This window comes from Pseudoalteromonas sp. TAB23 (assembly GCF_000498075.1).
Lineage (GTDB): Bacteria > Pseudomonadota > Gammaproteobacteria > Enterobacterales > Alteromonadaceae > Pseudoalteromonas > Pseudoalteromonas arctica.
The window spans coordinates 30,457-56,081 of the sequence record NZ_AUTP01000223.1 but is presented as its reverse complement, the minus strand read 5'-3'; the positions used below and the strand labels follow the sequence as shown (position 1 = coordinate 56,081).

General features: G+C 36.5%; 22 protein-coding genes. 15 read left to right on the top strand and 7 right to left on the bottom strand.

Going from position 1 to position 25,625, the window contains the following annotated elements; all coding sequences use genetic code 11:
• Positions 1-321: 321 nt before the first annotated feature.
• Positions 322-1,383, bottom strand: a complete 1,062-nt coding sequence (locus L654_RS0112910) for a replication initiation protein (protein ID WP_024591264.1) — start codon at positions 1,381-1,383, stop codon at positions 322-324.
• An 897-nt stretch (positions 1,384-2,280) separates the two neighbouring features.
• Here L654_RS0112910 and L654_RS0112905 point away from each other — a divergent pair.
• The 9 genes from L654_RS0112905 to L654_RS0112860 all read left to right on the top strand — a co-directional run bounded on the left by L654_RS0112905 (position 2,281) and on the right by L654_RS0112860 (position 8,387).
• Positions 2,281-3,396 (top strand): PD-(D/E)XK nuclease-like domain-containing protein, encoded by a 1,116-nt coding sequence (locus L654_RS0112905; RefSeq protein WP_024591265.1) that lies wholly within the window; start codon positions 2,281-2,283, stop codon positions 3,394-3,396.
• 91 nt (positions 3,397-3,487) lie between these two features.
• Positions 3,488-4,204: an LPP20 family lipoprotein gene (locus tag L654_RS0112895; protein ID WP_024591266.1), complete on the top strand. Its 717-nt coding sequence runs from the start codon at positions 3,488-3,490 to the stop codon at positions 4,202-4,204.
• Between the two features lie 5 nt (positions 4,205-4,209).
• Positions 4,210-4,689 carry a metal-dependent hydrolase gene (locus L654_RS0112890; protein ID WP_024591267.1) on the top strand — a complete coding sequence of 160 codons (480 nt, stop codon included), beginning with the start codon at positions 4,210-4,212 and terminating at the stop codon, positions 4,687-4,689.
• A complete protein-coding gene (locus tag L654_RS0112885; protein WP_024591268.1) occupies positions 4,686-5,222 on the top strand; it encodes a hypothetical protein in 537 nt (178 codons plus the stop codon). The genes L654_RS0112890 and L654_RS0112885 overlap by 4 nt, the downstream gene beginning before the upstream one ends.
• Before the next feature lie 123 nt (positions 5,223-5,345).
• Complete coding sequence (locus tag L654_RS0112880) at positions 5,346-5,810, top strand: hypothetical protein (RefSeq protein ID WP_024591269.1); 465 nt, start codon at positions 5,346-5,348, stop codon at positions 5,808-5,810.
• Between the two features lie 36 nt (positions 5,811-5,846).
• Positions 5,847-6,125, top strand: coding sequence for a hypothetical protein (locus tag L654_RS0112875; RefSeq protein WP_024591270.1), 279 nt, complete (start codon positions 5,847-5,849; stop codon positions 6,123-6,125).
• Positions 6,126-6,582: 457 nt separating this feature from the next.
• Positions 6,583-6,996: a hypothetical protein gene (locus L654_RS0112870; RefSeq protein ID WP_024591271.1), complete on the top strand. Its 414-nt coding sequence runs from the start codon at positions 6,583-6,585 to the stop codon at positions 6,994-6,996.
• A 142-nt stretch (positions 6,997-7,138) separates the two neighbouring features.
• Positions 7,139-7,675, top strand: a complete 537-nt coding sequence (locus L654_RS0112865) for a hypothetical protein (RefSeq protein WP_024590282.1) — start codon at positions 7,139-7,141, stop codon at positions 7,673-7,675.
• Positions 7,676-7,748: 73 nt separating this feature from the next.
• Positions 7,749-8,387, top strand: a complete 639-nt coding sequence (locus tag L654_RS0112860; protein WP_024590283.1) for a hypothetical protein — start codon at positions 7,749-7,751, stop codon at positions 8,385-8,387.
• Between the two features lie 250 nt (positions 8,388-8,637).
• Here the strand turns inward: L654_RS0112860 and L654_RS0112855 are convergent, their stop codons facing one another.
• Together L654_RS0112855 and L654_RS1000000126915 are read right to left on the bottom strand one after the other, a co-directional pair.
• Positions 8,638-10,266, bottom strand: coding sequence for a DUF4942 domain-containing protein (locus L654_RS0112855; protein ID WP_024590284.1), 1,629 nt, complete (start codon positions 10,264-10,266; stop codon positions 8,638-8,640).
• Positions 10,267-10,336: 70 nt separating this feature from the next.
• The gene (locus L654_RS1000000126915) at positions 10,337-11,020 is read right to left on the bottom strand and encodes a ribonuclease HI family protein (RefSeq protein ID WP_024590285.1); all 684 of its coding nucleotides are present in this window, start codon (positions 11,018-11,020) and stop codon (positions 10,337-10,339) included.
• A 797-nt stretch (positions 11,021-11,817) separates the two neighbouring features.
• Between L654_RS1000000126915 and L654_RS0112840 the strand changes: the two genes are divergently transcribed.
• The 3 genes from L654_RS0112840 to L654_RS0112830 all read left to right on the top strand — a co-directional run bounded on the left by L654_RS0112840 (position 11,818) and on the right by L654_RS0112830 (position 13,730).
• Positions 11,818-12,018 (top strand): hypothetical protein, encoded by a 201-nt coding sequence (locus tag L654_RS0112840; RefSeq protein ID WP_024590287.1) that lies wholly within the window; start codon positions 11,818-11,820, stop codon positions 12,016-12,018.
• A 420-nt stretch (positions 12,019-12,438) separates the two neighbouring features.
• The gene (locus L654_RS0112835) at positions 12,439-13,113 is read left to right on the top strand and encodes a hypothetical protein (protein WP_032827000.1); all 675 of its coding nucleotides are present in this window, start codon (positions 12,439-12,441) and stop codon (positions 13,111-13,113) included.
• Entirely contained in the window at positions 13,110-13,730 is a 621-nt protein-coding gene (locus L654_RS0112830; RefSeq protein WP_024590289.1) for a hypothetical protein, read from the top strand. Before L654_RS0112835 ends, L654_RS0112830 begins: the two co-directional genes overlap by 4 nt.
• A gap of 12 nt (positions 13,731-13,742) precedes the next feature.
• Here L654_RS0112830 and L654_RS0112825 read toward each other — a convergent pair whose 3' ends face one another.
• Together L654_RS0112825 and L654_RS0112820 are read right to left on the bottom strand one after the other, a co-directional pair.
• Positions 13,743-14,168, bottom strand: coding sequence for a hypothetical protein (locus tag L654_RS0112825; RefSeq protein WP_024590290.1), 426 nt, complete (start codon positions 14,166-14,168; stop codon positions 13,743-13,745).
• Positions 14,165-14,689 (bottom strand): hypothetical protein, encoded by a 525-nt coding sequence (locus L654_RS0112820; RefSeq protein WP_024590291.1) that lies wholly within the window; start codon positions 14,687-14,689, stop codon positions 14,165-14,167. The genes L654_RS0112825 and L654_RS0112820 overlap by 4 nt, the downstream gene beginning before the upstream one ends.
• A gap of 147 nt (positions 14,690-14,836) precedes the next feature.
• On the opposite strand from L654_RS0112820, the gene L654_RS1000000127965 reads away from it, so the two are divergent.
• Positions 14,837-15,127 (top strand): hypothetical protein, encoded by a 291-nt coding sequence (locus L654_RS1000000127965; RefSeq protein WP_024590292.1) that lies wholly within the window; start codon positions 14,837-14,839, stop codon positions 15,125-15,127.
• 40 nt (positions 15,128-15,167) lie between these two features.
• On the top strand, positions 15,168-17,120 hold the full coding sequence (locus L654_RS0112810) for a helicase-related protein (RefSeq protein WP_024590293.1): 1,953 nt from the start codon (positions 15,168-15,170) through the stop codon (positions 17,118-17,120).
• A 72-nt stretch (positions 17,121-17,192) separates the two neighbouring features.
• Here L654_RS0112810 and L654_RS0112805 read toward each other — a convergent pair whose 3' ends face one another.
• Both L654_RS0112805 and L654_RS1000000126910 read right to left on the bottom strand, forming a co-directional pair.
• On the bottom strand, positions 17,193-17,489 hold the full coding sequence (locus tag L654_RS0112805) for a hypothetical protein (protein ID WP_024590294.1): 297 nt from the start codon (positions 17,487-17,489) through the stop codon (positions 17,193-17,195).
• A 194-nt stretch (positions 17,490-17,683) separates the two neighbouring features.
• Entirely contained in the window at positions 17,684-18,475 is a 792-nt protein-coding gene (locus L654_RS1000000126910) for a hypothetical protein (RefSeq protein ID WP_024590295.1), read from the bottom strand.
• A 210-nt stretch (positions 18,476-18,685) separates the two neighbouring features.
• Between L654_RS1000000126910 and L654_RS0112795 the strand changes: the two genes are divergently transcribed.
• Positions 18,686-25,615 carry an Ig-like domain-containing protein gene (locus L654_RS0112795; RefSeq protein WP_024590296.1) on the top strand — a complete coding sequence of 2,310 codons (6,930 nt, stop codon included), beginning with the start codon at positions 18,686-18,688 and terminating at the stop codon, positions 25,613-25,615.
• Positions 25,616-25,625: the final 10 nt, after the last annotated feature.

Genomic DNA, 25,625 nt, shown 5'->3' with positions numbered 1-25,625 from the left:
TTGACTCCAGTTTTTTCAGTAGTTAAACATATTTGAAAATTCTGGCTACAAACTGGGATTTATTGCTTTTAAAAAGTTATACACATATCCACAAACCCTATAATTTATATTAAATGTATAAATACTAGAAAGAGATATAAAACTATAGGGTTTGTATCTCTTTGATTTAAAACATAAAAAAAGTCAATCTAGATCTTAATTATGGTAATGCTGATCACAAAGTTGGTGGTTAGGATCACAATACTGGTGTTACTGATCACTTAAATGGTGTTGCTGATCACTTAACCGGTTTATAGTTAACACATTTATGGTGTCTAAATTTTAGTAATCTAGATCTTTAGTTAACTCTAATAGTGACTCAAGCTCACTCTTTTCATCTTCAGTTACAGTCTTTTCTACATTTTCTTTTTCTGTATAAGATTGTAATGCTTTTTCTACTTTATCCGCTTCTTCATCTATTTCTAAATAACGATATGCCATCATAAGTTTAGTTAACTCGGGAACACTAAGTTTTTCTTTAAGAGTAACTTTTTTTGCAATCATTTCTTTCACTGTTTGTAGAGCGTCTTGAGTGTTCAGCTCATGGTACGTGCCTTTCTCATGCCATTTGATAAGAAATTTAATTTCAGATATGCGATTTCCTTGTGTTTTAACTTCATACCCAATATCACCTGTTTTACTTTCCAGAAATAGCAGCTCTTTCCTAACTATAGGGTGATTGCTTAATCTATCAATGCTATCTCTTATACATCGCTGCATAAAAACACCATTGTTTTTAAATGAGCTTTTATTCTTTTTTAGTTTTCCTCTTTCGTCGAGTAATCCAAATAAGCCTTTGAGTATATCAACCTTAATAAAATGCATCTCAAATCCATCTTTTTTAAAGCGGCTTAGCAACTCGTAAAGCCTCTTAGAATACTCTTGTTTTAGATCTAAGAATGTTTTTGTAGTTATCAGTGCGAACCCATGGTGATATTCAATATATTCACTCTCAAGCATGTCATTAGGAACCATCGTTAATAGTCCCTTTTTATATTTGATATTTTTGAATAGAGGTTTGTAATCGAATTCATCATCTTCCGTTTCAGATTCAATTTTGATGCCCACTTTATAACCTGCAAGCCTTTCTGCAGCAGGAGCTAGCACCGAACCAATATGTTTTGAATCAATGTTTAACCATTCAGATAATTGGTTGGCAGTGTAAGTGTATTGTGGTGTTGATTTAACCCAGTCAGAGCTTTTCATTTGAGCCATCATTAGAGCAAATAAATCGGCCTCGCGTGGTGATAAGTCTTTCCGACTAAATACCAATTTATGACCTTGTTTAATATGTTTAGGTAAGTTAGTTCTTGAAATAGGTATATCACTTAGCTTTTTACTCATAGTCGGACGCCAGTATTGTTGGGTTCTAAATAATTTTAATCTAATAATGTAATATTTCACACCAAGATTGTGTATTCAATGCTTTGTACATTACATATTCTTGGTGTGTGACACCATGATTGTGTAATCGATGCTAGTTACATTACATCTTCTTGGTGTGGTACACCATAAATATGTGTTCAATACTGTATACAATACATCTTCTTGGTGTACCACACCGTGATTGTGAAATTAAGATTTACCGTTACATGTTCTTGGTGTACGACACCAGAATTATGTAATCAATGCCGTATATGTTACATAATCTTGGCTTACGACACCATAATTATGTAATCAATGCCGTACACGTTACATATTCTTGGTGTACGACACCATAATTATGTAATCAATGCCGTATACATTACATCTTCTTGGTATATGACACCATAATTGTGTGTTCTACACCGTGGGCATTACATATTCTTGGTGTGTGACACCACAATTGTGTGTTCAATACTGTGAACATTACATATTTATGGTGTGTGTCACCTTCATTGTGTGTTCAATGCCGTACACATTACATATTATTGGTGTGTGACACCATAATTGTGTGTTCAATGCCGTACACGTTACATATTCTTGGTGTGTGACACCATAATTGTGTGTTCAATACCGTTCACGTTACATATTACTGGTGAGCAACACCACAATTGTGTGTTTAACGCCGTATGCGTTACATAATCTTGGTGTGTAATACCAGAATTGTGTAATCAAAATTATATGCTCTATGAAATTAGTACTGATTAAGTTTAGCTTATAGCAAGATTAACTGCCTGATTAATATGCAATTCTAGGTTAGTAGCCTGAATTTCTATCTATGGCATTATGGTCGGCATAAATAGTTAAAGGGTTAAACCAATGTCAGCAGCAAAACAATTAAGTTATGGTCTTGATGAGATTCAAGAAGCTATCTCTAATGAAGAACTTGCACCTAAGTTAAGTAATTGGGTAGAAAAAGCCATAGAAGCTTTCGATGCTAATGGCGAGCCTAACTATGTTGATTCTAAAGGGGAGTTAATTGAAGGCATTTACATTAATATGCCTAACGATTTGTACCATAGCCTCCCTGCTTTAAGCTCATCTCAACTTAAAGAATTCAAGGAGTCACCACCTCATTACTACCGTAAATATTTATCAGGTATTGAAGTTAAGCGCACGCTTCAAACTCAACGCACATTAGATGCAGGCACACTTGGCCATGAACTAATTCTTGAGCCAGAAGACTTTTACAACAAATACTTTAGAGAATTACTACCTATTGATGAGCCGGATGCTTTGCATACTGAAGCGCAAATTAAAGCTGAGCTGGAAAAGCATAATCTAAAAACAACAGGAACTAAGGCTGTTAAAGCTGAGCGATTGGTTAAACATGATCCAAATGCTAGAGTTTTTGAACATTTACTACGACTTAATCGCGAAAAAGAGGGCGCACAAAGCACCGCAGTAATAGAAGGCGAAGAAAAAACATTGTATGGCGGTAAGCTGGGTGTTGATGGCCAAGTGTGGGATAGCGCTATACGAATTGTTAAATCTTTAAAAAATGAACCTCAAGCTGATGCATACATTAATTATGGCTTACCAGAGGTTGCCATTATTTCACGCTGCCCACGTTCAGGTTTACTTTTGAAGGTTAAATTCGATTGGCTTAGGTTTGACGATGAAGCGGCTGATGTAAAAACTACTCGCTCCGCTAATCCAGATGATTTTTCAAGACAAATGCGCTCGTTGAAATACGATTTACAGCAAGCATTTTATACATATGTTGCAAGTTTAGTGGGCATTCATATACGTCGCTTTTTGTTCGTTACTGTCGAATATGCGTCAGCAGATTATTGCCAACTATTCAAAATTAAAGATACTCGCCTTGCTAAAGCGTTTGCAGAAATGCATCTAGCCAAAGATGAATTCGTCGAATGTAAGCGATCGGGTAAATGGTTAAGCCGCTATAGCGGATCAGTTATAGAATTAGACTAAAAAATTTACAATGTACTTTTTGGGTAGCTGTAATTTTATAACTTGCAGCAGCTCAATGTTAATATTTAACTTTAAAACAAGGTATACATCCATGAAATTGAAAATAACTTCGCTAGCGATGGGTCTAGCTATCTTATCTGGTTGTTCATCAAATGATGATATGGCAGATAGGCTTGAAGCGCTAGAAAATCAACGTGCTGCAAACGAAGCTGCGCAACTAGAAAAATCAACACTACAGCAAGAAAAAGAAATTGAAGCTTCACCTGAGTGGGTACTAGCACCACCAGCGTCAGATTCAACCGGATTTTATGGTGTTGGTATTGCACAATCAAAACAGCTAAATCACTCTCGTCGTGCCGCACGATTACAGGCTGAGTTTGAATTAGCTAAACAAACTGGACAAGAGCTGTCTGGCTCAGAACGTTCGTTTGAGCAAGGTGGTGCAAGCGGTGATGTTAATACGCAAACTACATTTTTGATTGACCAAATAGTTGATTCAATTCCGGTAGTGGGTTACCAAATAGTCGATCAAAAGCTCTCGACTATTAACGGCCAATTCCACGCGTATACTTTGCTGAAGTTGCCATATGAAGAATTTAATAAAGCATTACAGCAATTGAAAGCGAAGACTAATAATAACGCTGTTCAAAAGCAATTTGATGATTTGGAAAGACGCTTAGGTAAACGTCGTGCTGAGAAGGAAAAGGCCACTCAAGCAGAGCACAACCGTGAATTAGAATTAATTGAAGCTCGAACCAAAGCGTTAAATCCAAGCACTGACACTAAAAACAACTCTAACAAGGGGTAAAGACAATGATGTTTAAAAGCCACCTTGCAATAGCAGCTGGTGGCTATCTCGTAGCTTTAGACTTTTTAAGTGATAAATTTGAACAAATTAACTCACAATTAATACTGGGTGGTGCATTAACCTTAATCGGCGCTTCGCTGCCAGATCTAGATCATCCAGGTTCGTTCATCGGTCAGCGTTTTAGATTTATATCTAAGCCAATAAGTTTTGTTTTCGGCCATCGAGGACTAACACATAGCATAATCCCCTTGGCCGTTATTCTGTTTGTATATGGGCAATCTGCTCCGTACTGGCTGCTATGGCTTTGCTTCGGCTATGCAATGCATTTGGTCGGTGATTACCTTACTGACAGCGGGATACCTCTCTGTTATCCGATAACGAAAAAGCGTTTTAAATTTTTATTAGTAACTAAAACTAACACTATTGGTGAGCCAATATTAGTCACTGTTTTCTTAGTTGCATGTTTTCTATGGGTGTTTTTATGAATAAAAAATCTTTTGAAAAAAATAATAATCCATTCGGTACAGATCTTAATGAAGACCTGTGCCAAATAATGTCTTCTGGGCACTACCAGCCCGGCGAAATAATTGAGAACGTTACAATGTTTGATGTTACTCAATTAATCGAAGAGGTTGTTCTTGAGGATGCTATTTATGAAAAAAATAGAATTTTGTATAAATTAGACTATTTCGATTTAATCGTTAGACCCCTTGAGTCTGTCTCCAGTTGGAGAGGCGAAGAAACCGTTAGCAGCCTTTATTTTGAAAGCAGAGTAAAGAATTTTTCATTCTTTGATTATCAGCTACTTTCTGAATTCAACCTACGTTTCAAACTTCTAAAAGTATTCATTAACAATGAAAATCAGCTTTGCTTTTGTTTCCCTTTGATTTTAGAAGGTGTCACTACAGAGCATTTGCTTGGTGCAATACACTCTTACATGACTGATTTGCAGAGTGCTCGGAAAATGATTAAAGAGCTTGTATGCACAAAAGATATGGACACTACATCAAAGCATTAAATGTTTATAAAAGAAATAAGGCGAAGCATAAGGCCGCGCCTTATTTTTACCACCCCAGCTTAGTAGCCTGAATATACATTTAGTATAAATTAGTGCTCTGTTGTTTCCTAAAAGGTAATTATTGTGAAAAAACCTACAAATTCTAAATATTCAGATGATCAGGTCGAGTTTTTAAGTTTGAATGTGAATAAATATTCTTTGGCAGAGCTTACTAAGCTTTTCAATTCAACATTTAAAACTTACAAATCAGATTTAGCTATAAAGAACACGCTATTTCGCAACAATATAAAACGTCCGAAGCCAGCGGGGATAAGTGAAGATACCCTTAAAACCTTTTTTCTGGGCAATACAAATTGCACTGCCGATGAGTTAACGAGACGATACAATAAGGAGTTTGCAAGTAACCTATGTACAGCATCAATTAGAATTAAGCGCAGAAAGTATGTTGAAAAAGTTGTAGAAGAAGAGGAGAGAACGCTTGCGTTTACTAAGTATGATGAAAGTTTAAACCCACATATTAAAGAATTAATATCGTCAGACTGGGGGTTATTGCTTAGCAAGCAGCCGGCAAAAAAAAGCGCAGCATAAATACCTGTTAAAAATTGAGCTTAGAAGGAATTTTAAATGTTTACAGATGAGCAAAAACTATCATGTGCTGTTGGTGAGTTAGTCCATAGCTTAGGGAATTTAATTGTAGATGAAGATTTGCGCTTTGGAGGCTTAACCGTGGCAGATGGTGAAATATTGCAAGCTCTAGGGCAAACGTTACGAACGAAAGAACTGAGCGATGAAAAACAAGTGCTTCAAAATGCAGGAATAAAACCAAGTTTACATTCACGAGCAGAAATTGTTGAGATGGCAGAGGCTATATTGCTAAAAGACTCTGAAAGCACAGGCACTTAAATAATGCTCGTTACGACAGCGTTAGAGTCAACTTTTAAATCCTAATGAAGTACAACGGTGATAGATACATGATTATGTTTGAAATAGATAAAGCTGGCCCCTGTTGCCGGCTTTTTTATTGTCAATTCAATGAAGAACCATTAAACCTGTTAAAAAAGGTGAGTTTGGGTGAAGTAGCTCATATCAGATCTTACAGTTTTGACTAATAGGTTTAGATTCATCTGACAGATATGAGCGATAACCTGACACTGAAAAAGTTAAATTTATTCCTGTGTTTTGAGTAGAAATCTAATTTTGTCCAATAACATTATTAAACGCCGTTTTGGGGCAAAATAACATGCTTAATTTCTAGCTGTTTTAATTACTTGTTTACAAAGGTAATTATTGGTGAAATTATCATGGTATGTAATATACGCCGTTTTGTTGTTTTATAAGCTGTTAGCTTACAAGGAATATTATGAGTACTTTAGATCATTTAACTAATTGGGACATTGAGTTGGTTAAGAAAGTAGTTGATCACTTAAATGAATTCGGAATTGTATCGGATGAAGATGGTTATGGTTTTCCATCTACATGGATTGAAAGGTGGTCAGATGCGTGTACAGACTATTTAAAAATACATGGTTATAAAGGTGGACCCTTATCTGATATTGGTGAATTCTTTAGTGGGTATGGTGCAGTATATGGTTTATATAATACAACTGGAATTAGTTATAAGTCTGCAGGTGAATACATCACCAAATTAGCAACTAGCAAGTCAATCGGACGACTAACACTGTTGCCTTATTTGCTAAAAAACAGCGCAAGTACGCTGCAGTTCCTTGCGGCGTTATCACTGTCCGCTCATGGCACTGAGCCCAACTTCGGCTAAGAGCGATAACCGGACATTGTAAAAGTTAAATTTACTCCTGTTTTGATGAATTGGATCCTAATTTTGTCCGATAACATTATTAACCGCCGTTTTTGTGTGTTATAAACACCAAAAAGGTGTTCAATAGGCTGTTAGGTGAATCGTGAGTACAGTTAACATAATTTACGCCGGAGAATCAACTGTATGTAATATTAATGAGGTAACTCTCACTATTGAAAATGGTGAGAATGAAATCCCTATCGATTTTTGGATTGGATTTAAATCCAGTAGCAGCGGAAAGCGAAAAATAGATCGAGGTGCTATTTATCCTAAAGATGTTTCCGCTGAATCTGTTGCAATATCAGACTTTAAAGAGCTATGTTTTTCTGAGTTCGATTTACTTGGTGTCCCTGCGGTTAAAGTATCTTTAGAGAGTGGCTCATTTTCCAAAGGAGTTAAACACTCTATTGCGTTAGAGTGGATGAAGTCCAAATCAGAAATTCGCGAAGTAAGCCGAGAAGATCGCGAGAAAGAAAGCTTATCAATTTCTCGCAAAGCCTTATTAACTTCTGAGGATGCTAATTCAATCGCACGTGATGCTTTATCTAATTCACGCGAAGCTAATAAGTTAGCTCGGAGAGCTATTATATGGAGCGCAATTGCTACACTTATAGCTGTTATTTCAATATACTTTAAATAATCCAATGATTTACTCTTATGTTTAATTTACCTAACAAGGGTTTTTAAAACGGCTTTATAGCGCATGGAGAAATATGTTTAACGATAAGTTTGTTTATACAGTTTGCATTTTCGGTTTGGTACTTTCAGGAGTGTACTTAGCGCTAATTTTCCAAAGGTTATCATTGAATGTTGTTTTATCATCTTTAGCTAATTTAGCTACAATTGGAGGTTTTCTCCTTGCGCTTTATGCTATTGGTATATGGAAGAACAAAAGTAAGTTGGCTTTCGTGTATACAGATTTACTACTTTTACAAAGACAAGTTAGTGATGTAAATGGCCATTTTAATATGTCTAAAATTTATGGAATCAATGCTCAAAAACTATTATTTGAACAATCTCTCAATAAAGTGTTTGAGCTTGAAAATTCGTTAAGGCATTTTGAGTCTAGTTATGAAATAGCTTTGGGAATTGATTCAGCGAGGGATATGTTAAACAATGCGTGTGAAATTGAAAATTTCAAATCACATATAACATTACTCAGATCGTTAACTGTAACCGAAAGACATGTGAATAACTCAGATATGTCAGATATAGAGATTATTTACCTAGCGTTAAATAACCCGGATCAGGTATCTTCATATCTATCAGGAATGAAATCTATTTTCACAAACAAAGATATATATTTCAATCAAATAAACCACGAATTAGATTTGTTAAGCAAAGCGCTATAACAAGACCTTGAAACGGACAAATTATAGCTGGCGGTGTTCGCTTTGCTCTCGATTTTAGCCAGCTATAATTTTGCGCTTAAGGTGGCGTTATAGGCCAGAGGGGGCAAATCTTGACTTCATCTTGGCATTATTCTCCTGACCGTCCGCAATTGGCACATATGCGACTGTCAGATTTGATTAAGTTCCGTTAATTAAATCTGACAGATTAAGTTAAGACTTATTTAGTTAAGCACCTTCAATCTCAATTACGTTAGTTTAATTTTAAAAACTGAGTACCCACGTTTATTTTTAGATTACTGTGAAAAGCCTGCTTTGCACAATCAATATCAACACCATCTATTTCTTCGGCCGCTTGTTCTGGGGTATTTATCCATCCTCGTAACCTACCAAATTCGACATTAAGGCGCGCTATAAAGCCCTGATTAATTTTGCGGTGTATATTACCGTTTTGATATGCCCGAGCAGTGAATAATACAACTTTCTTTTGAGCAGTGTGATCGAAGTAATGGAATGTTCTAAGCTTACCTGGTTCCCACTCTTCAACGGTACTTGCTCGCTCTTGTCCTAGCGTATCAAAGCCCAAGTTGTGTGCAATAGTAATTAGATCATCTATTTTGTTTGCAGAACTTTTTGAAAGCCCATTTATTCTATCAAATGAATAGCCGCCAAAATTGCCATAATTACTTGTAATTATTCGATAGTCCAATGCAAATCTATCTAACCCGGATGGTTTTCTATTATAAAGCCATTCAGAGCGCCCAAATGTTCGTTGATTTGATTTATACAAAGTAATGTTAGACTCGCCAATTAAACTCTCATAAACAGATATTAATTGTGAGTCTATGTATTTATTCACGTTTTTTACTGCCCATTCAGCTATGGCATAAGCATTTTCTTTCGTGAAGTCAACGTTAACATTCTTCATCAACAAGGTTTGCATCTCTTCTCGAGTGCTTGTACATAACTTATCAGTTATTGGAGTAAAGCGATTAAATAGCTCTTTCCAGTATTTGTTTTTTAAAGATTTAATACGAAGTTTAATAGCAGCATAAATAGAATCGATCGAAACGTTAAGCTCATCTAAAATGCTTCCATCTACATGTTCTAAGCCTTTATAAGTGTTAATAAGCTTTTCTAAACTGGCATCATAGTGGCTTACCAATGTGCTTATTAGGTCGCCACCAGCTATTATTTCAAATTTATCAGGTTGCACTTTCTGATGGAGCGAGTCTGCTTTTCTTGCAGCACTACCTTGTGCATCTATATCGAAGTTATCAGAAAACCACGCTGCAAAAGGGTCTACATCAACGGTGGCTCTATCCCATCTTCTCGAAGCAGATTTAGATAAGCTTATATGGATAACGTCTACGGTGCATCGTGCTGGCCGATCTGCAGAACGATAGTCAGAGTTGCCTATTACAGTGAAAGTTGCTTTACGGCGAGCTAATGCGTCTTTTATAGCTTGGTTATTACTCCAGCGCGTAGGCAAAATTAAATATACGTCCGGTGCTAGAGATTCCGCAATAATTTTTGAGGCAAACTCAGAATACTGGGTAAATGGTGGGTTGCAAAATATAACAGATGTTTCAATATCTATAAGCGTCTGAGCCATGAAATCAGTGCCAACAATCATAATATCAGCGGGTAAAGCTCGAATTAGAGGCAATGATTTTTCAATTGCATACTTTTCACCGTATTCATGTGCGATTGCATTAAGCACACGACCATCACCAACACCAATATCTAGCACAGAATAGGGCTTGTCGTAGCCTAACAAGTCGATGTGTTTTTTTATTAATGCAATATCTGAATCTAATGTTGGATAAAATTCAAAATCACCAAATTCTCTTACTTCTTCAATAAGTTTAGCTATACCCATTTTTTGTGCCTTTGATTTGTTTCAATAAGAACACAATACAAAGAACGAAAATTCACGCTACCGAATGGGTTTATACACTTTTATGAATTTGTTGCGTTTGGGAATATGCAATAGCGGCATTTATATGTTCACATTTTAAATTCGCGCATGAACACGAAAGGGGATTTAAATTGATAGCATATAATTTAGAGTGTTGTATAACGCTAAATCCAACTCCCTTGTAGTAATGAACCGCAGTTATTTCATTTAATCGCTGTTCATTTATATCTACGACGTTGGACGGGTTATTATTGCCTTTGTTGCTATCAATAACACTATCAAGCTGCTCTCTTTTAGTATTAACTTGATTATCTGCAAGGCCAGTTCCCTCTAATGCATCCTGACTAAGCTTGTCGGCATGACTATTGTTAATTCTCTTGATCCAACATAATTCAATAAACTCTAACTCATAACATAGCTTCATAGCCCGCTTATTTAGGACGCGTAGGGCAGTGTCATTACAATTCCATACTCCATTTAGCTGATTAATCACTAACTTTGAATCGCCATAGACTGTGGCTTTACGAATGCCAAGCTCAATTGCTTTCTCTAAAGCATATATAAGCGCACTGTATTCCGCTTGGTTGTTAGTACCGTGCCCATTAAATATTGAAACCTCGGCGACCACATTGTTTTGCCCATCAAATATAACTGCACCACATCCGGTTGGACCAGGATTAGGATTACATGCCCCATCGAAAAATATTTTATGCATAAATTCCCCCTTAATTTATATGAACAATATCAATATTCGATTTTTAGGCTACCACTTGGAATAAAATTATTTAGAAAGGGGATTTTGGGTATCTCTATCTTTTGAGATTAGCTAACTGAACACGGATAATTGATTTCATAGACATAAACTATAACGAGGAGAAATGATGTTTAAAGTGATCATAACGGCAGGGGNCCCAGCCAATGCGACAGATTTCAAAGAAGGGCTGCACTACGATACATATGCATCATCAAAATTAACAGGTAAGCCTACATTTATTGAATATCTGAGTTTCTTTTGCCCGGCTTGTGAAAATTTGAACACGTTTCAAGATGAGATTTACCGTTCTGTGCCAAAGGGTGTGATTAAGAGAAGGGTGAGTGTCGATATTATATCAAAAACCAGTCCTGATGGTTTTTTAGCTTTATCTAAAGTCATGGCAGTTAGTGATGAGCTTTATCCAGAGATTGGTAATTCTTTAGTCGATTTGATATTTGTGGCCATACACAAAGAGAAAGTGACAATTACACCATCGTTAGTGGAGAAGTTAATCAAGGTTGTGGATGAAAAGTATGAAGCAGATATTTGGGCGCTATATAACAACCCGAAAACAAACGAAGTGGCTAAATTCACTCTTGGAAATCAAAGGTTGATGTCATCGAGAGGTATGCTGAGTACAGTTCCACGCATCATTATAAACGGTCGTCATGTTGTTAAATTTGATGGTTTGGATAAGAGTGATTTTTTTAAAGAGCTTCATGAATTAACTAAATATTTGGTAAATAAGGACTATGGTAATGATGAACATAACAACTAATTTAGAAGATGTAGAATTTATTGAGAATCAAATTATAAGTGATCCTGCAGCAAGCTATTGGCTTAAAGAGCAAATTAAAGAAAGTTCAAATCGCGACATATTAGATGTTTTAAACGACGTTGATATTTTGCGTTCTATATTAACCTTACGTCACGAGGCCATAAAGACTGCAAGGGGTTAAAAACTCTTGAAAATCAAGGGCTTATGTCCGATACTGCCTAGTATTGGACATAAGGCGTTGTTTTTAATCAACTTTATTGTTTTACTATTATATTGCCAGCCTCAAGTTCATCCAATTACAGATATTCTATTACCAATAAACTTACCCATATCGCACAAAGTGTCCGTCTAAATGAGCTTATTTGGTAATATCCATTACTGAAACCAAAAAAGTTGAGTTATAATAAAATAATATATATGCCATATATGGTATAAAAATTAAATTATAATATAGAAATTCAAAAATAATTCATGCAATTAATTGTTTTATTTATCAACAAATTCAATGGCTTGTTGAGCTTAATTTGTTCGGAAACAGATTTAAATTTCGACCTATACGTAAAATTATGCATTACAATTATAAGTGCTTGTAAAAGGATTTTTGAGCCTAAAAACCAAAATAAAATATGGAAATTATCTGAGCATGCTTACAAAAAAGTTTACCTATTTATTAAAAGAACTAAAACAACCTCATAGTTCAAGTCTCTACATCGCGTATACTGACACTTTAAAGCAATTCGATTTTGATAAGCAAGATGCTCCCCACCAGCAGTGGATAGAAGCATGGCTTGAGAGCACACCTATTAAATCAATAGAGCTTACAAACCAAGGCATTTATGTTGGAATTACTATTAGAGAAAAGATTTTAGAAAAGTTTTCATTTATTTTAATAGATGCCTTAAAAATCGAAAATACCGCTACTTTACCTGCCGCACAAAATGATATAGAAAAAATAACTGAATTAGAAATAGAAGCATGGTTGGAATACGATTCAGATTGGATGATAACCTTGCTGACAGCAATATTTAGCAAAAACATGGGGATAGACAGTAAATATATAGATCCATACTTAAATGGGCGCCTCTCTATTTATGCAGACTCTTTCAATGAAAGGCTTTCGCTTGCCACAATAGCGATTGAATTTATAGAAAGTGGAGAAATGCCTATTAGTGATTATGAAAAAATCTTGGATTTCTTTGGGGCATTTTTTATATTGGCATTCTGTGAAGATGACGTACTTAAACAAAGAGTTTTGAACACTATAGGTGATATTTGAGCCCTATCACCTTATTTGTAACTCTTGTTTTGGTTAATTTTATTCTAAGATTAAAAATTAGGTCTACTTCATCTTCATGGTTACTCAAGCTTATATTTACACTTGGCGTACCTTTGCACGAAGCTGCACATTACATTTTTGCAAAAATCCTACTTTTAAAAGTCACAAAGACGCAATTTTTACCAAACTTCAAAGATAAAAATAAAATGGGGTTTGTTCAATTCATACCACACAGAGGACTTTTGGGCGCTCTTACCAATATGTTGGTAGGCATCGCCCCCCTGCTTCTTGGTTTCGCTATACTTTTCATTCTATATAACCAGGAGAAAAGCACTGATACAAATGCACTAAGTTATCTAGGTATTGGCTTAACAACTGTGGTTGTTATGCAAAGCATGATCCCCTCATGGCAGGATATAAAGATAGCGCTAAAGGGCCTTTGTATCACGCTCGGTTTGCTCGTTGTAACTTCCCTTGCGTTCCCAGTAAGGTGGGAAAATATCATCTCTTATGAATTGTCTGCCCTACTAGAAGTAGTGTCACCGCACCTTATGGTATTAACCCTATATCAAGTAACAGCAGTTTTAGTCCTAACTGTTCTCAAAACTAGAAATTAAATAAGCACTGAATTATGCTGACTGTTTACTGGCAGCTAGCTTAGTAGTTTTATCTAAATCTTTTATAAAAGACTTCCAAATACCAGTATATTCTAAGACTGAAGATTGCTTACTCAATGAGTTAACCATTTTTACTGTCAAAGTAATTAAATCATCTTCGGCAAATTGTAACCATAAGCACTGTTCCTGTTGCATTATTTTGTTCGGATGATCAGAAAATGCCAACCATAATAAAATGCTGATACCATAATCTGCGTCAGTGAGTTCTATATTTTCAAAAGGCCGCATGGCTGAAGAATAATAGCTATTAAGTAGCATCTTCTTAATTGCAATTACTTCTTTTGTTGAGCCTGTTGGATTTTTGATAATCTGAAGGCATAAATTCCTATATAAAGGAGTGTTTATAGTGTTCAAAGCGCTATCTATATAAGCTTTCATATGTTGCTCAACTCTTTTTGTGTTGGCTCAATAATCTCTGAGCTTTTAAAATCTACGTCGCTAAATCGTTCAAGCAAGTATGGCTTACCGTTACCCTCAATAGCCCAAACATCTTCCCCACTTACAACAAAAGCAAGTTTATAGCTTTTGCTTTCAAATTGCAGATGCCTTGCTTCACTTGCCAAGATTACTGGGTTACCGGAACACGTTTTCATATTTGAAAATAAGTCTTCAACATCAGCGCTTATTTGTCTCGATATTAAAGTACCTGTGAGCGGCATTTGAGCACCACCTACAGACAGCCCGCTTTTAGAAAATTTATATTCTAATAACCCATGAATTTTAATTTTTCCCTCACATTTAGCCGGGTTATATACCCAGTGGCCACTGAGTTTTTCAAAGTCGTTATCGTGAACATTTACAAAGGTTAGACCAGGTGCTTCTTTCTCATCAGAAAATAGAGAGTCGCAGCCAGCTATACATATCGATAACACGGCTGCAAGTAAGATTCGTTTATTCATATTGAGACCTCTTCATTAAAAACACTATGTTATCCATACTTTATGAAGCCCGCAAAAGTTAGAGAGTGCAAATAGGTGTCCTCTAAATTTTTGAAGCTATAAATATGCAGGGTAAAATAACCTAATTAACAATCAACAAACAAACGAATGGAAAAGACAAAAGATTTACTCAACCAATTAGTTGTAGGGAATATCCAATTTCAAGATTTTCTTAACTTGGAGAGTGAGCTTGCTGAATTAATGCAAAAAAGTAGTTACTCGAAACCAGTTCTTCACGAAGATACACCGCTGTCAATTTTATGCATGAACCTATATCAAGCAATAAAGGCTGCAAATAGAAAACAGAGTGCGAGCGTGAAGATTTCGAGCTTTTACAGTAACCCGCTTTGTAAATACTGGCTTAGTAAAGCCCAGTTAGCTTTGCAGAACGGTAGCTAGGTTATTGGATTGTGGTTTAATAATGGGAAGGAGAATTTACATGACAAAATTTGAAATTTATTCCAAGTGCCCTGCTTTGTATTTGCCATCAAAGGTAGAAGATTACACCTATGTAATTGATAATTTTTCTAATCTCAAAACGTGTATAGGCCATGAAATAATAGTTTATGGCTTAGTGAGTAAGAAAGGCGAGCACACATCACAAAGAGGTGTGCCATACACTAGTTACCTCCTAACAGATTCTGACGATTCTGCTTCTTTCGTATTGTTTGGTGATGAAAACTCCCGCGTTAAAGAAGAAAATAAACCAATGCATATCAAGGGTGAAATCGAGCTTGTAAATGGTAAGTATCAAATCAATAAAGCCTCAATTATTGATGATGAAAAGGCTGGTAAAATTGTACCTGTATACGATGGAATTAAAGGTAAGCTAATAAAGGCAGACGCAAATAGATCACTACAGAGCAATATAGGTGAAAGCGAAATTAAAAAAGGGAAAGACCAAATATACTTAGAGTTAGAGCGTTTGTTTGGCAAATCTGTTGAAAGCGTATTAGTTGAATTAGGGTTTGCAGGTACGATGTCAGTCAATAACCTATTATATAAAGCTCACAATCCTAAATTAGTACATGAATTTTATAAATCAATCGAGATGTTAAAGCGACTAAGTACCGCATTAATGGCCGGGGCTATATTAAAAGAACGAAAATGCGTGCCGACTACCACGCTTCAGGTAACCACCAAAATTGATGAAAAATTACTTACCAAATATATACCGTTCACACTAACCGGTGAACAGTTCTATGTTGCTAGCCAAATCATAGATCGTTTGTGTAATGGGCCTACTGCGCTTGATGGCCTACTAATAGGAGATGTTGGGACAGGTAAAACGGTTATAATGGCAATGTTGGCTAGACAGGTTGTACTTTCACAGACTAACAGCAAAGTAATATTCCTCGCCCCTAATGTCTCATTGTGTGAACAACTAAGAAAAGAAGTTTGCGCGATGATACCTGAAGTTCAAAGCGCGTTAATATGCGCAGGTAATAACTCATACGCTAATGAAGCGCGTTTGATATTTGGTACCACAGCCCTACTCTTCAAGGAATTTAATGATGTTGAACTCCTCATAATAGATGAGCAACAGCAATTATCAGTAGAGCAGCGACGCCAAATAAAGTCCACACACTATCTTGAAGCGTCAGCTACACCGATACCAAGAACACTGGCGCTTACAAAATACAGCAGTGACAATGTTTTTTATCTCAAGCAGCAGCATTTACCGAAAGAAATATACACACGAATAGTACATAAAGAGCAAGGCTCTGACCTTATGCGCTCAATCCATGAAACTTTATCTTATGGGTGTAAAGTCTTAATTGTTTGCCCAAAGCGAGATAGCGAAGGGAGTAGCAATAAAATGATTGATGCTGAGTCGTTAGCGAGCAGTCTCAATTCACACTTTCCCGGCTTAGTGCGTGTATATCACTCGGCGCTTGATGATGAGGAATGCGAAATTGTACTTAATGAGTTTAAGACACATATACCAATAATGGTTTCAACGTCAAAAATACAAGTAGGGTTAACCATACCTGATTTGCGCCACTGTATAGTTTATGGTGCAGAACGCTTTGGCCTTACTACTCTACATCAAATACGGGGTCGATTAGCGCGCACACAACCGCAAAGCGGAAGTAATTGGGGGAAGTTTGACTTATTTTTACCTAATAAGCCCTCTGAATCCACTGAATTTAGATTGAATGTATTAACGCAGAGCAGTGATGGTTTTTATATCTCTGAAAAAGATCTCGAAATACGTGGAGCTGGAGAGTTATTGAGTGGCGGTAAAAAACAACATGGCTCTACAGACTCATTAATTAAAAATATAAGTATAGACTTAGGAAGATTAGCTTCTGCAATTGAATATTTTGAAGCTAAGGGAGAAAAAATACTCCAATCCACCAGCCCTGTTAAAATTCATGAATTAGCTTGAAAGCTTGAGTTGGCATTAATTGTAAAGTTAATGCCAGTAGTTGAGAGTCGTTAGAGGAATACGAAATAGCGTTTATGCAGCAACGTTCACAAGAATAGGATTTTTAGATAGTTTTGATTTTAACCTATGCAACCTTACTCGGTCGCGCATTCCAATTTTTCGTAGAGCGAAATCATGGATTGTAAAATCAATTACTTTAATACTGGTTAAGCTTGGTAGTGCAGGGATAATTGAACGAGAAGCACCCTGCCTGTAAATTGAATTAGGATTTAAACTAATCGGCAGTGGTTTTGTTCCTAGGTCTATGAAATCACCTTCCCATTCTATTACTAACTCTGCCCCCGCCCGATTATCCTTTGGTTTGGGCATACAGGATAGCCTTCAATGAAACCATAAATGCCAACCCCACCATATATAGAATCTTGATGAAGATTGAACTGTCCGTTTTTTAAAATTGATATAAGTGATTTTGGAGAACATACATGATTGAATTGAATCAAACTAAAATCTGCCTTTTACAGGAGAATTAAGCCGCAATAGTTATTCATTTTGCGGCACTAAAATTATTGTTGTCTTTGTTGTGCTTTAACAGGAAATTTACTACAAGCAATCATATCCTGACACATACGATTTATATTTCTCAAAATTATATCCGACCCTAAGCCAGCGAAATTTGAAGTATATTGAGCCAGCATAAAATGCCCAATATTTAAGGTTGTAGGCCAATCCATTTTGACAGCCATTGAGCCTCCTTTATGGAATACGCTAGCAAATAAACCATCTTCTTGGCGCTCGAAATTAAACCCTTTGTCTTTATTTTGACCGTGGTTCATAAACTGGCAACTAGTCGTGATACCAAGGAAAACAGCGATAACAACAGGTAGTTCTGTAAGCATGATTTGGACACTAAGCTTTTTACTCCAGTCGTAACGCTTGTCACTATGGTCATTTGGGTTAATGCGAACAGCCCCTTCAATCATAATCGTGTCAAAGCTAAAATTTCTACCTTGGCTTTTTCTAGTTTCACTTAACTTAAATTGCAATGCCGCACGTTTAGAGTAAACGGGGAACATTGTGTAATCTCTTTCGTTTTCACTGTTATTTTGAGGATCTTGTTCTTGATATTGCTGATTATTCGTTAGCCCATTACCTGTCCCTTGCTGAGCTTGTATGTCGTTGTGAGCATAACCATTTACTTGCGAATGTGGCCTTGCTCTATGTAGTGGATTGTTAGGTTGCTCAGTTGCATGGCCAGAGGCAGGCGCTTTCCCGTTATTATAAGAACTTTGCTGTCTATTAGAGCCATTGTTAAATGAGTTCTGCCTTGGTGAATTTTGAAAAGGGTCTGCTTGCATTGGTCACTCCTAAATACATTAGTTATCTTGTATGTATTTATATCAAATTTGTAAAAGCACGCTACTGACTAAATTCGCCTAGATCTACTTTTTACTCTGTTACTGAATAAAACTCAAAACTTAGAGGTGCCCTTTTGGGGTGCTCTAATATTTCGGTAGTTGGTTTAATTTTAATATCATGATGTAAATTTGGGGATTTTAGGAAAAATCATGAAATCAGAAAGTAAGTTAATATGTAGGTTTCTATTTGGCATCTGTGCATTAATATCCGCAACATCGGCTAATGCAGATATTGTTCAATATTCATTTAAGCATTCGCAGACCGGTTCAGACACAATAATGGGTTCACCAGGCTCCACTGAGTATCTTAGTGTTAAGAATACACTTGCGGTATATTCTTCAGCAGGCTTAGATCGAAAAATAAAAATTAAGATTGTTAACAGTGCTGGGTCTACTGTTTCATGGAAAGAAACTGGAATTATAAGTGCATCAGATAGATTTAATGTTGGTGAAAAAAGTTACTACGGTGATACCGTTATACTTGCAGCTCCTTCGGATGGTCGTTATAGCGTTGTTCAAGAGATTCTAACTAAAGATAACCAAATAGTAGAAACTTTTAGTAAAGAAATTATCATAGACACGCTAGCTCCAACCAGTAGTCCTAAATTGAGATCTAATTCACATGGCTATTCAAATGACACCACATCGGATGTTTGGAAGATGGGTATTGCTGGTAGCTCAGACCATTATGTGTTTTTAGATGACATTGAAGATGATATTGGTGTTCAAAAAATAACTATTCGAACCCTTAGACAAGATGGAAGTGAATATAAGTCAGCAACACTCGGATATAATATAACCACTAAAACTATTCAATATAATTACCATGATCTTTTTCCTGTATCTAATTTGGATGAGCTGTTTAATGTCAAAGTCGATATATATGATTTAGCGGGAAATATTAATACAGTTTCTCAGCCAGTTTATTATGATAACTATGCCGGCGCTCCATCAGAACCGTATGCAGTTTACGATCCTGATTCTAAGACAAGCATCGTACCGGGTACTACAGGTTATGTACCTTATGTTGCAGGTATGGGTGTTAAGACGAATCCAATCAAGATAATTTACCGACTTGATAGGAATAATTGGTATTCTTTTAATGAAGCTGGTCTAAAAATTTCAAGCCGTTTTGGTGGCGCCGGTCTTATATATTCCGACGAAAAATATGCATATATTACTTTCACATCTCCTATAAATTCCTTTAATCAAAATGACGTTAAATGGGTAAATTTCGGGTCATGGGCTGGAGGGAGCATACAGTATGATTTGGTATTGGAACCAGGCGTTCCTGAAACTCCAGAATTCGGCGCTGATGCACAATTCTATTATTCTGATATTGGCTGGGATACTTGGAGGAAATATTATATTTATAACGATCGCCTTCCTATTTCGATTCCTAAATTGAAGGTAAATGTATCCCCCAGAACGTTTGAACAAACTGTTGAGTTTAAAGGGTTCAAATGTATAGTTCCTACAGGTGGATCATCTTGTATTATTACATTTTCAGCTCCATTAGAATTAAAAAAAGGGACTACTGGATATATTCATAATGAGATTAATATATATAACGCTGAAAAAACACTTTACGCGCAAAGAAGGTGGGCAGAAGTAGAATGGAATGATGCGTACTACCCAGAAATTAGTACAACTTACGATGAAAGTTCGACAAAACTAACTGCTGAAATTTACCAACAAGGGCAAGGCAGCTATTTTGGTAGGCTTACGTTAAGTAATGTATGGATTGAAGACAAGGCGGGTTCTGTATTTGACGTACCTATAAAAAGAATAAGTTCGAATGGGGGCTATTATGTTTACCAGTGGGAATTGAAAAACCTACCTGAAGGCTCGCACGATATAGTTGTTGCCGCAAAAGAAAATCATGGACCTATATCAAAAGAATTAGCTGTAACTTTTAGTTCAGATAAATCAGCACCAATAGTTGAAATCAACTTTAGTAATAATAGTTCCACTATTCCAAGCCTTGATAATGTTGTAATCACTGCATACGATAATCAATCAGATATAAAATTTAGTGATATACAACTTGTAGGTGGGCCTGCAAATGAAAACGTATATCTTGCAAGCTCTTCATTGGGCTCAGATAAGTATGGTCTTCTATATCCAGTTCTGTTTCCCTCAGAAAATACAGCAGGTAATTATAAACTTAGAGTAAGTGTTACTGATGTCCAAGAAAATATAACCACTGTAGAAGAAAGCTTTTATTATGACCCTCCACGTGTATCGCTCATTGAAGGTAGTTCGTCAATTGTTTTACCAAGTATTAGTCAAAACCTGTTACGCCCTTCAGGTGGTAAACCTATTCAATCAAAAGAGTTAACGGTTAAAGATGGTAATGTACTTAGTGGTTCTTATCCTATTTTTGCTACATTAAGGAGTGATGCTTTAGGCAGTGTAGTTATACAAGGTGTTACTTTAAATCCGGGTGACACTAAAAATATTACTAACAGCTACAACTTTTCGAACGCTGGTGGAAAATATAATCTTGATTTTTATCCTGCTGATGTTTCAAATAATGCAAAGGGTAGCCTACTTATAGGCACAACAGCACCTAATGCCCCCGTTTTAGTATTTGCCTACGAATTTAAAAACCTAGAGACTAAACGAGAGGTAATGACTGAACCATTTGCGGTAATCGAAGAGATGACCTCGGATGTTTCTTTGTCTGAAGTAAGTCAGTTTTGTAAATCATTAACACATGATGTTGAAGCAGCGAAAAAAAGCGATCCTTACAATTCAGCTGTGTGTTTAGTGACACATGTTATAAGTGCCGTAAATAAAAAAGAAGTAACGAAAAGCGGTAAAGTTTCGTTTAGTGGATATATGGACTCCCTATCGTATGAAAACCTAAAAGTACGAATTAGCACTTATTCAGGCTCAAATAATTACACTTTGGGCGAATACACTTATGAAATACACCCGAAAACCCCAGATGGAACGATTAAGTCATCACTAAATATTGATACGTCAAGAGTCTTACATAAAATCGAACTTACTGAGTTTACGGCCACATTCGATAACTTTACAGGCTGTTCGATTACTGGAGATAAAGGTATAGCCATGGATTATGCCTTTGATAAAACGGCGAGCAATGGTGAAACTAAGTGTTACCTTGAATGGATAAAACTACCGATTGGCATAGCAAAAGTCGGAAGTAGTGTTACAGCAAAAGGGTATGCTGACGTTGTAGGCGCTAATACAACCTCATGGAGACTATCAATTTTCCATGATGGTGATCAAAGCTTAGTATTGTCTTCGGGGTCGGTAGTAAGCAACGTGGTCATTCCAGAGAGCCCTAAATTACTCGAAACCACTTTAAGCTATAGCAACGGTAGGCAGACTAAAGGTATTGCGCATTTACTTAGAGATAGCAACGCAAAAGTTAAGAGCATCCAATTCGAAGTAGAACCTAGAGACTTTGTTCAAGTAATAAAACTAAATGGACTTACTTGTAATGTACCAATTGGTATTAATGAATGTCGTATCGCACTCGATATTGGACCTTTAGGTGAACAAGAAACTATCATTACTGGAATGATCCCATTAAATACGCTAATTGATTCAATAATTCCATATTTTACGTCATTAAATGAAGGTAGTTTCGTCCATAAGCTAGATTGGGATTACACGCCACCTAAACTAGTGAAGGTGGCGATAAACAACAAAAGGGACGGCACAGTGCTAGTTGAAGATGTTGATGGGACTGAAATAAAACTAAATGAAGATGAAGTTGCACTAATATTATTCAGTCCATTCACCGATTTAAAAGATGAAGAAACATGGAAATTAGCTAATTCAAGCTTATACATTGCTTCTAATGAAGATATAACGTTTGAACAGTCAGTGTTTATTGATAGAAATCATTTTTTCTTTATTCACGATAAAATTAACTTAAATGATGAAAATAAAATTTTAGCAGACGATATTCAAGTCTATGGTAATTATATTGTTTACCGCTATAGTTTTAAATCTCTACCAGATGGTGCGTTTACCTTTGATGCTGATTTGCGTGACGAATTTACAAATGGCCAAGATTATAAGCACGACACCTTTGTAATGCAAAGAACAGCACCAGAAATTCAGTTAAGTCATCTACGTGATAAAGCGAGAATGATAGACGGTGTTTACTTTGCTACAGACTTTGGGGCTGTTACAAATCCGGGCTGGGATAGTAAAAATACGATAATTGAAGCAACGTTTGGCGGCGAAAACCTAACCTTAGTCGATGACCCTGCTGATCCACGAACTTATGTTAAATTTTTTACTGGTGACTTAGACACATTAACTCCCGGTAAATTATATCCCCTTATCATTAAAGCTAAGGATACAGCAGGAAATATAGGTGTATTTAACCAAGAGTTGACCTATGCACCATCTTTTTTCAACATCAAATCTAGTACAGCTACAACAGAGTTATACCAATATGTTCAGCGTGGTACTGCGTATGTATCTCAAAGCAGATACCTTTGTAACTATGTCGCTTCACAGGAGCTGGCAAGAGAGATCTCACGAGAAGCCCGTAAAGGATGCTACGTTAAAATTGATTCACTTCCTGATGGGATGAGCACAATTTGGCAAGGTTGGGCTCTTAAAGTAACTGGCTCTATTAATAAACTATCTGATAACGAAATAGAATACAGCGCCTATGTCGTTAATCCAGATGGTCAAGAAGTTAGAGTAAGTCATGAAACCTTTTCTTACGATATAAAACCTGCAGAGACAATGACCTTTGAAATGTCACCAATAATCAAGCTAGACGATAGCGTTTACGGGGTCATACCTGAAAATCCAGTTCTAGCTAGATATACGTTGGAAAATGTATCCGGCGAAATAAATATAAACGTTACGCGAGGTGAATATTCTAATAGTGAATTTATGGCTCAACGTAGTCATAAGCCCATTTATGAATTATTAGGTGTAATACGTGATGATGATGCTAACAAGCGTAACGTATTTGATAGATACCCATTTAAAGTTGAGGCTGCATACAACTTATCCCCTCAACACAACGCGGGAACATACGGTGAAGTGATTGTTTTACCTTCACGCAGAGTGGCTTTAAATTTAACGATGGAAAGTAACGACGTAATTTTAAGTACCGATGATGTAAAAGTAACGGCTCATATTGGTGCATGGAACTGGCAAGAAAAGCAAAGTGACTATGAAGTTTTATCGATGGGTGAATGGGATGTTTACCTCGCATATAAAGACAATAAAGGGAAAGAACAACGTATATCAGATGTAAAAACCAATTCAGCAAATGGACAGGTTATTTTCAATTTAAGTATTGAGGATATATTTAGAAAAAGTAGCGGTTTTTATGCAGTAGCGGAAGTTAAATCGCCTCACCCGGAATACACAAAAAAATTAACATCTACACCGATATTTATGCGTATTGTGCTAGGCACAGGTGTAAGTGGTGAGCTGGCGAGTAATCAAGTGCGTGGGAAAGTGCCGTTTACTACATTAGTTCGCTATGACTATGATTCAATAGAAGATATGGTTGCTGGTAATGATGCGGTGTGGCTTAAATCTAAAGACAATAAAAACTGGGAGACTATGGATGAATATAGTGGCAGAAGCGCAATACCGTTTTTTATGGGTGAAGCGGGTGATTACTATGTTAAAGCAAAAATCACGAACAAAAATACAAATGAGTCAACGACTACGCAAGCACTTAAAATAAGCGGTTATGATAAAGCTAGCCTTGTAATCAGTGGACCTTCACAGGTTTATGATGGACAAGATATGAAATTAAAAATGCTTGATTATGTAAAAGAGTTAACTGATTACGACGGCATAGCTCAATGGTCTCGTGATAATGGTGCTACGTGGATTGATGGCTCTCCACAGCAAATATTAGTAGCAACCGGCGAGCAAGAAATAATTTTAGGGCGTTTTAAATACCATACGTCTACTGCTGGTGCGGGTGATGATGCATGGGCGCTTTCACGTTTTTACGTAAGGCCTGTCGGACCAAGAACCGTTATGGCTCAAATCAAAGCAACACATCTCGTTGAGTTAGGCGTTCCTATTAAAGTAGAAGCGCAAGTTTTAAATCTAAATGGGGGGGTTGATTTACCCATAGTTTATCAATGGTCTAAACCAAATGGGGAAACGAGCGATGAAGTCATATTTGACTACACACCTGTAGAGAGCGACTTAGATGCTCAAGGCCGGTTAAACTTCAAATTAAGTGCGTGGGTAAAAGGATATAAGTCTGAAACATTTAGAGAAACACAGCGTAATTTAGAAACGTGGAAATATGTTTTTCCTGAAATGAATATAGCTGTAAGAAGTAATATATTGGTCGCACCAGCTACCATTACGGGCATGATAGAGGTTCAACGTAAATTTATGCCTGGTATTACATATGATTATGAATGGATACAAGAAGATGGCATAGAAGCAAGAACACCAGCTAGAATTTATAGTGAGATAACCCTTAAAGATGCAGGCGTTCATGAGCTAAAAGCAAAAGTGACTGACAGCCGTGGGATGAGTCGTATATTGAGTAAATATGTTGATGTAATTGAGCCAGATGAAACGAAAGGTACTTTTATCCATTTTCCGTCGAACCGATATAGTCGCGCTCCATTAGGCCTTGTAACTAGAGCCCAAATGACAGGAGGCCATCCAAAGGACTATATAATAGATTACAAATGGTTCGTGAATGGGGTTGAACAAGAAACGCTACAATCGCGTAGTCCAATGTTCCGCTTTGAAATTGAAAATCCGGGCAGTTATAAGATAAAAGCAGTTACAACGAGTCAATATGGCCAAGTAACTGAGGTTATCGAAAATTATACAGTTAACGCTAATTCATTACCTGAGTGTGTCAGTGATCAACTTGTTCGTTCTGGAACAATCCGTATTACTGCTAACTGTAAAGACAATGATGGTTACGTGATAGGTTACGACTGGTGGTTTAATGGCGAGTATGTGGGCCGTGGCGCCGCATCTACTCAGTTACGATTCAGTGAATATCCAAGCATGACAGTCAACTATGAAGCAATTGATGATGCTGGTGGACGTACAAAAGGTTCATTTAGCTGGTAGTTAAGAAAAA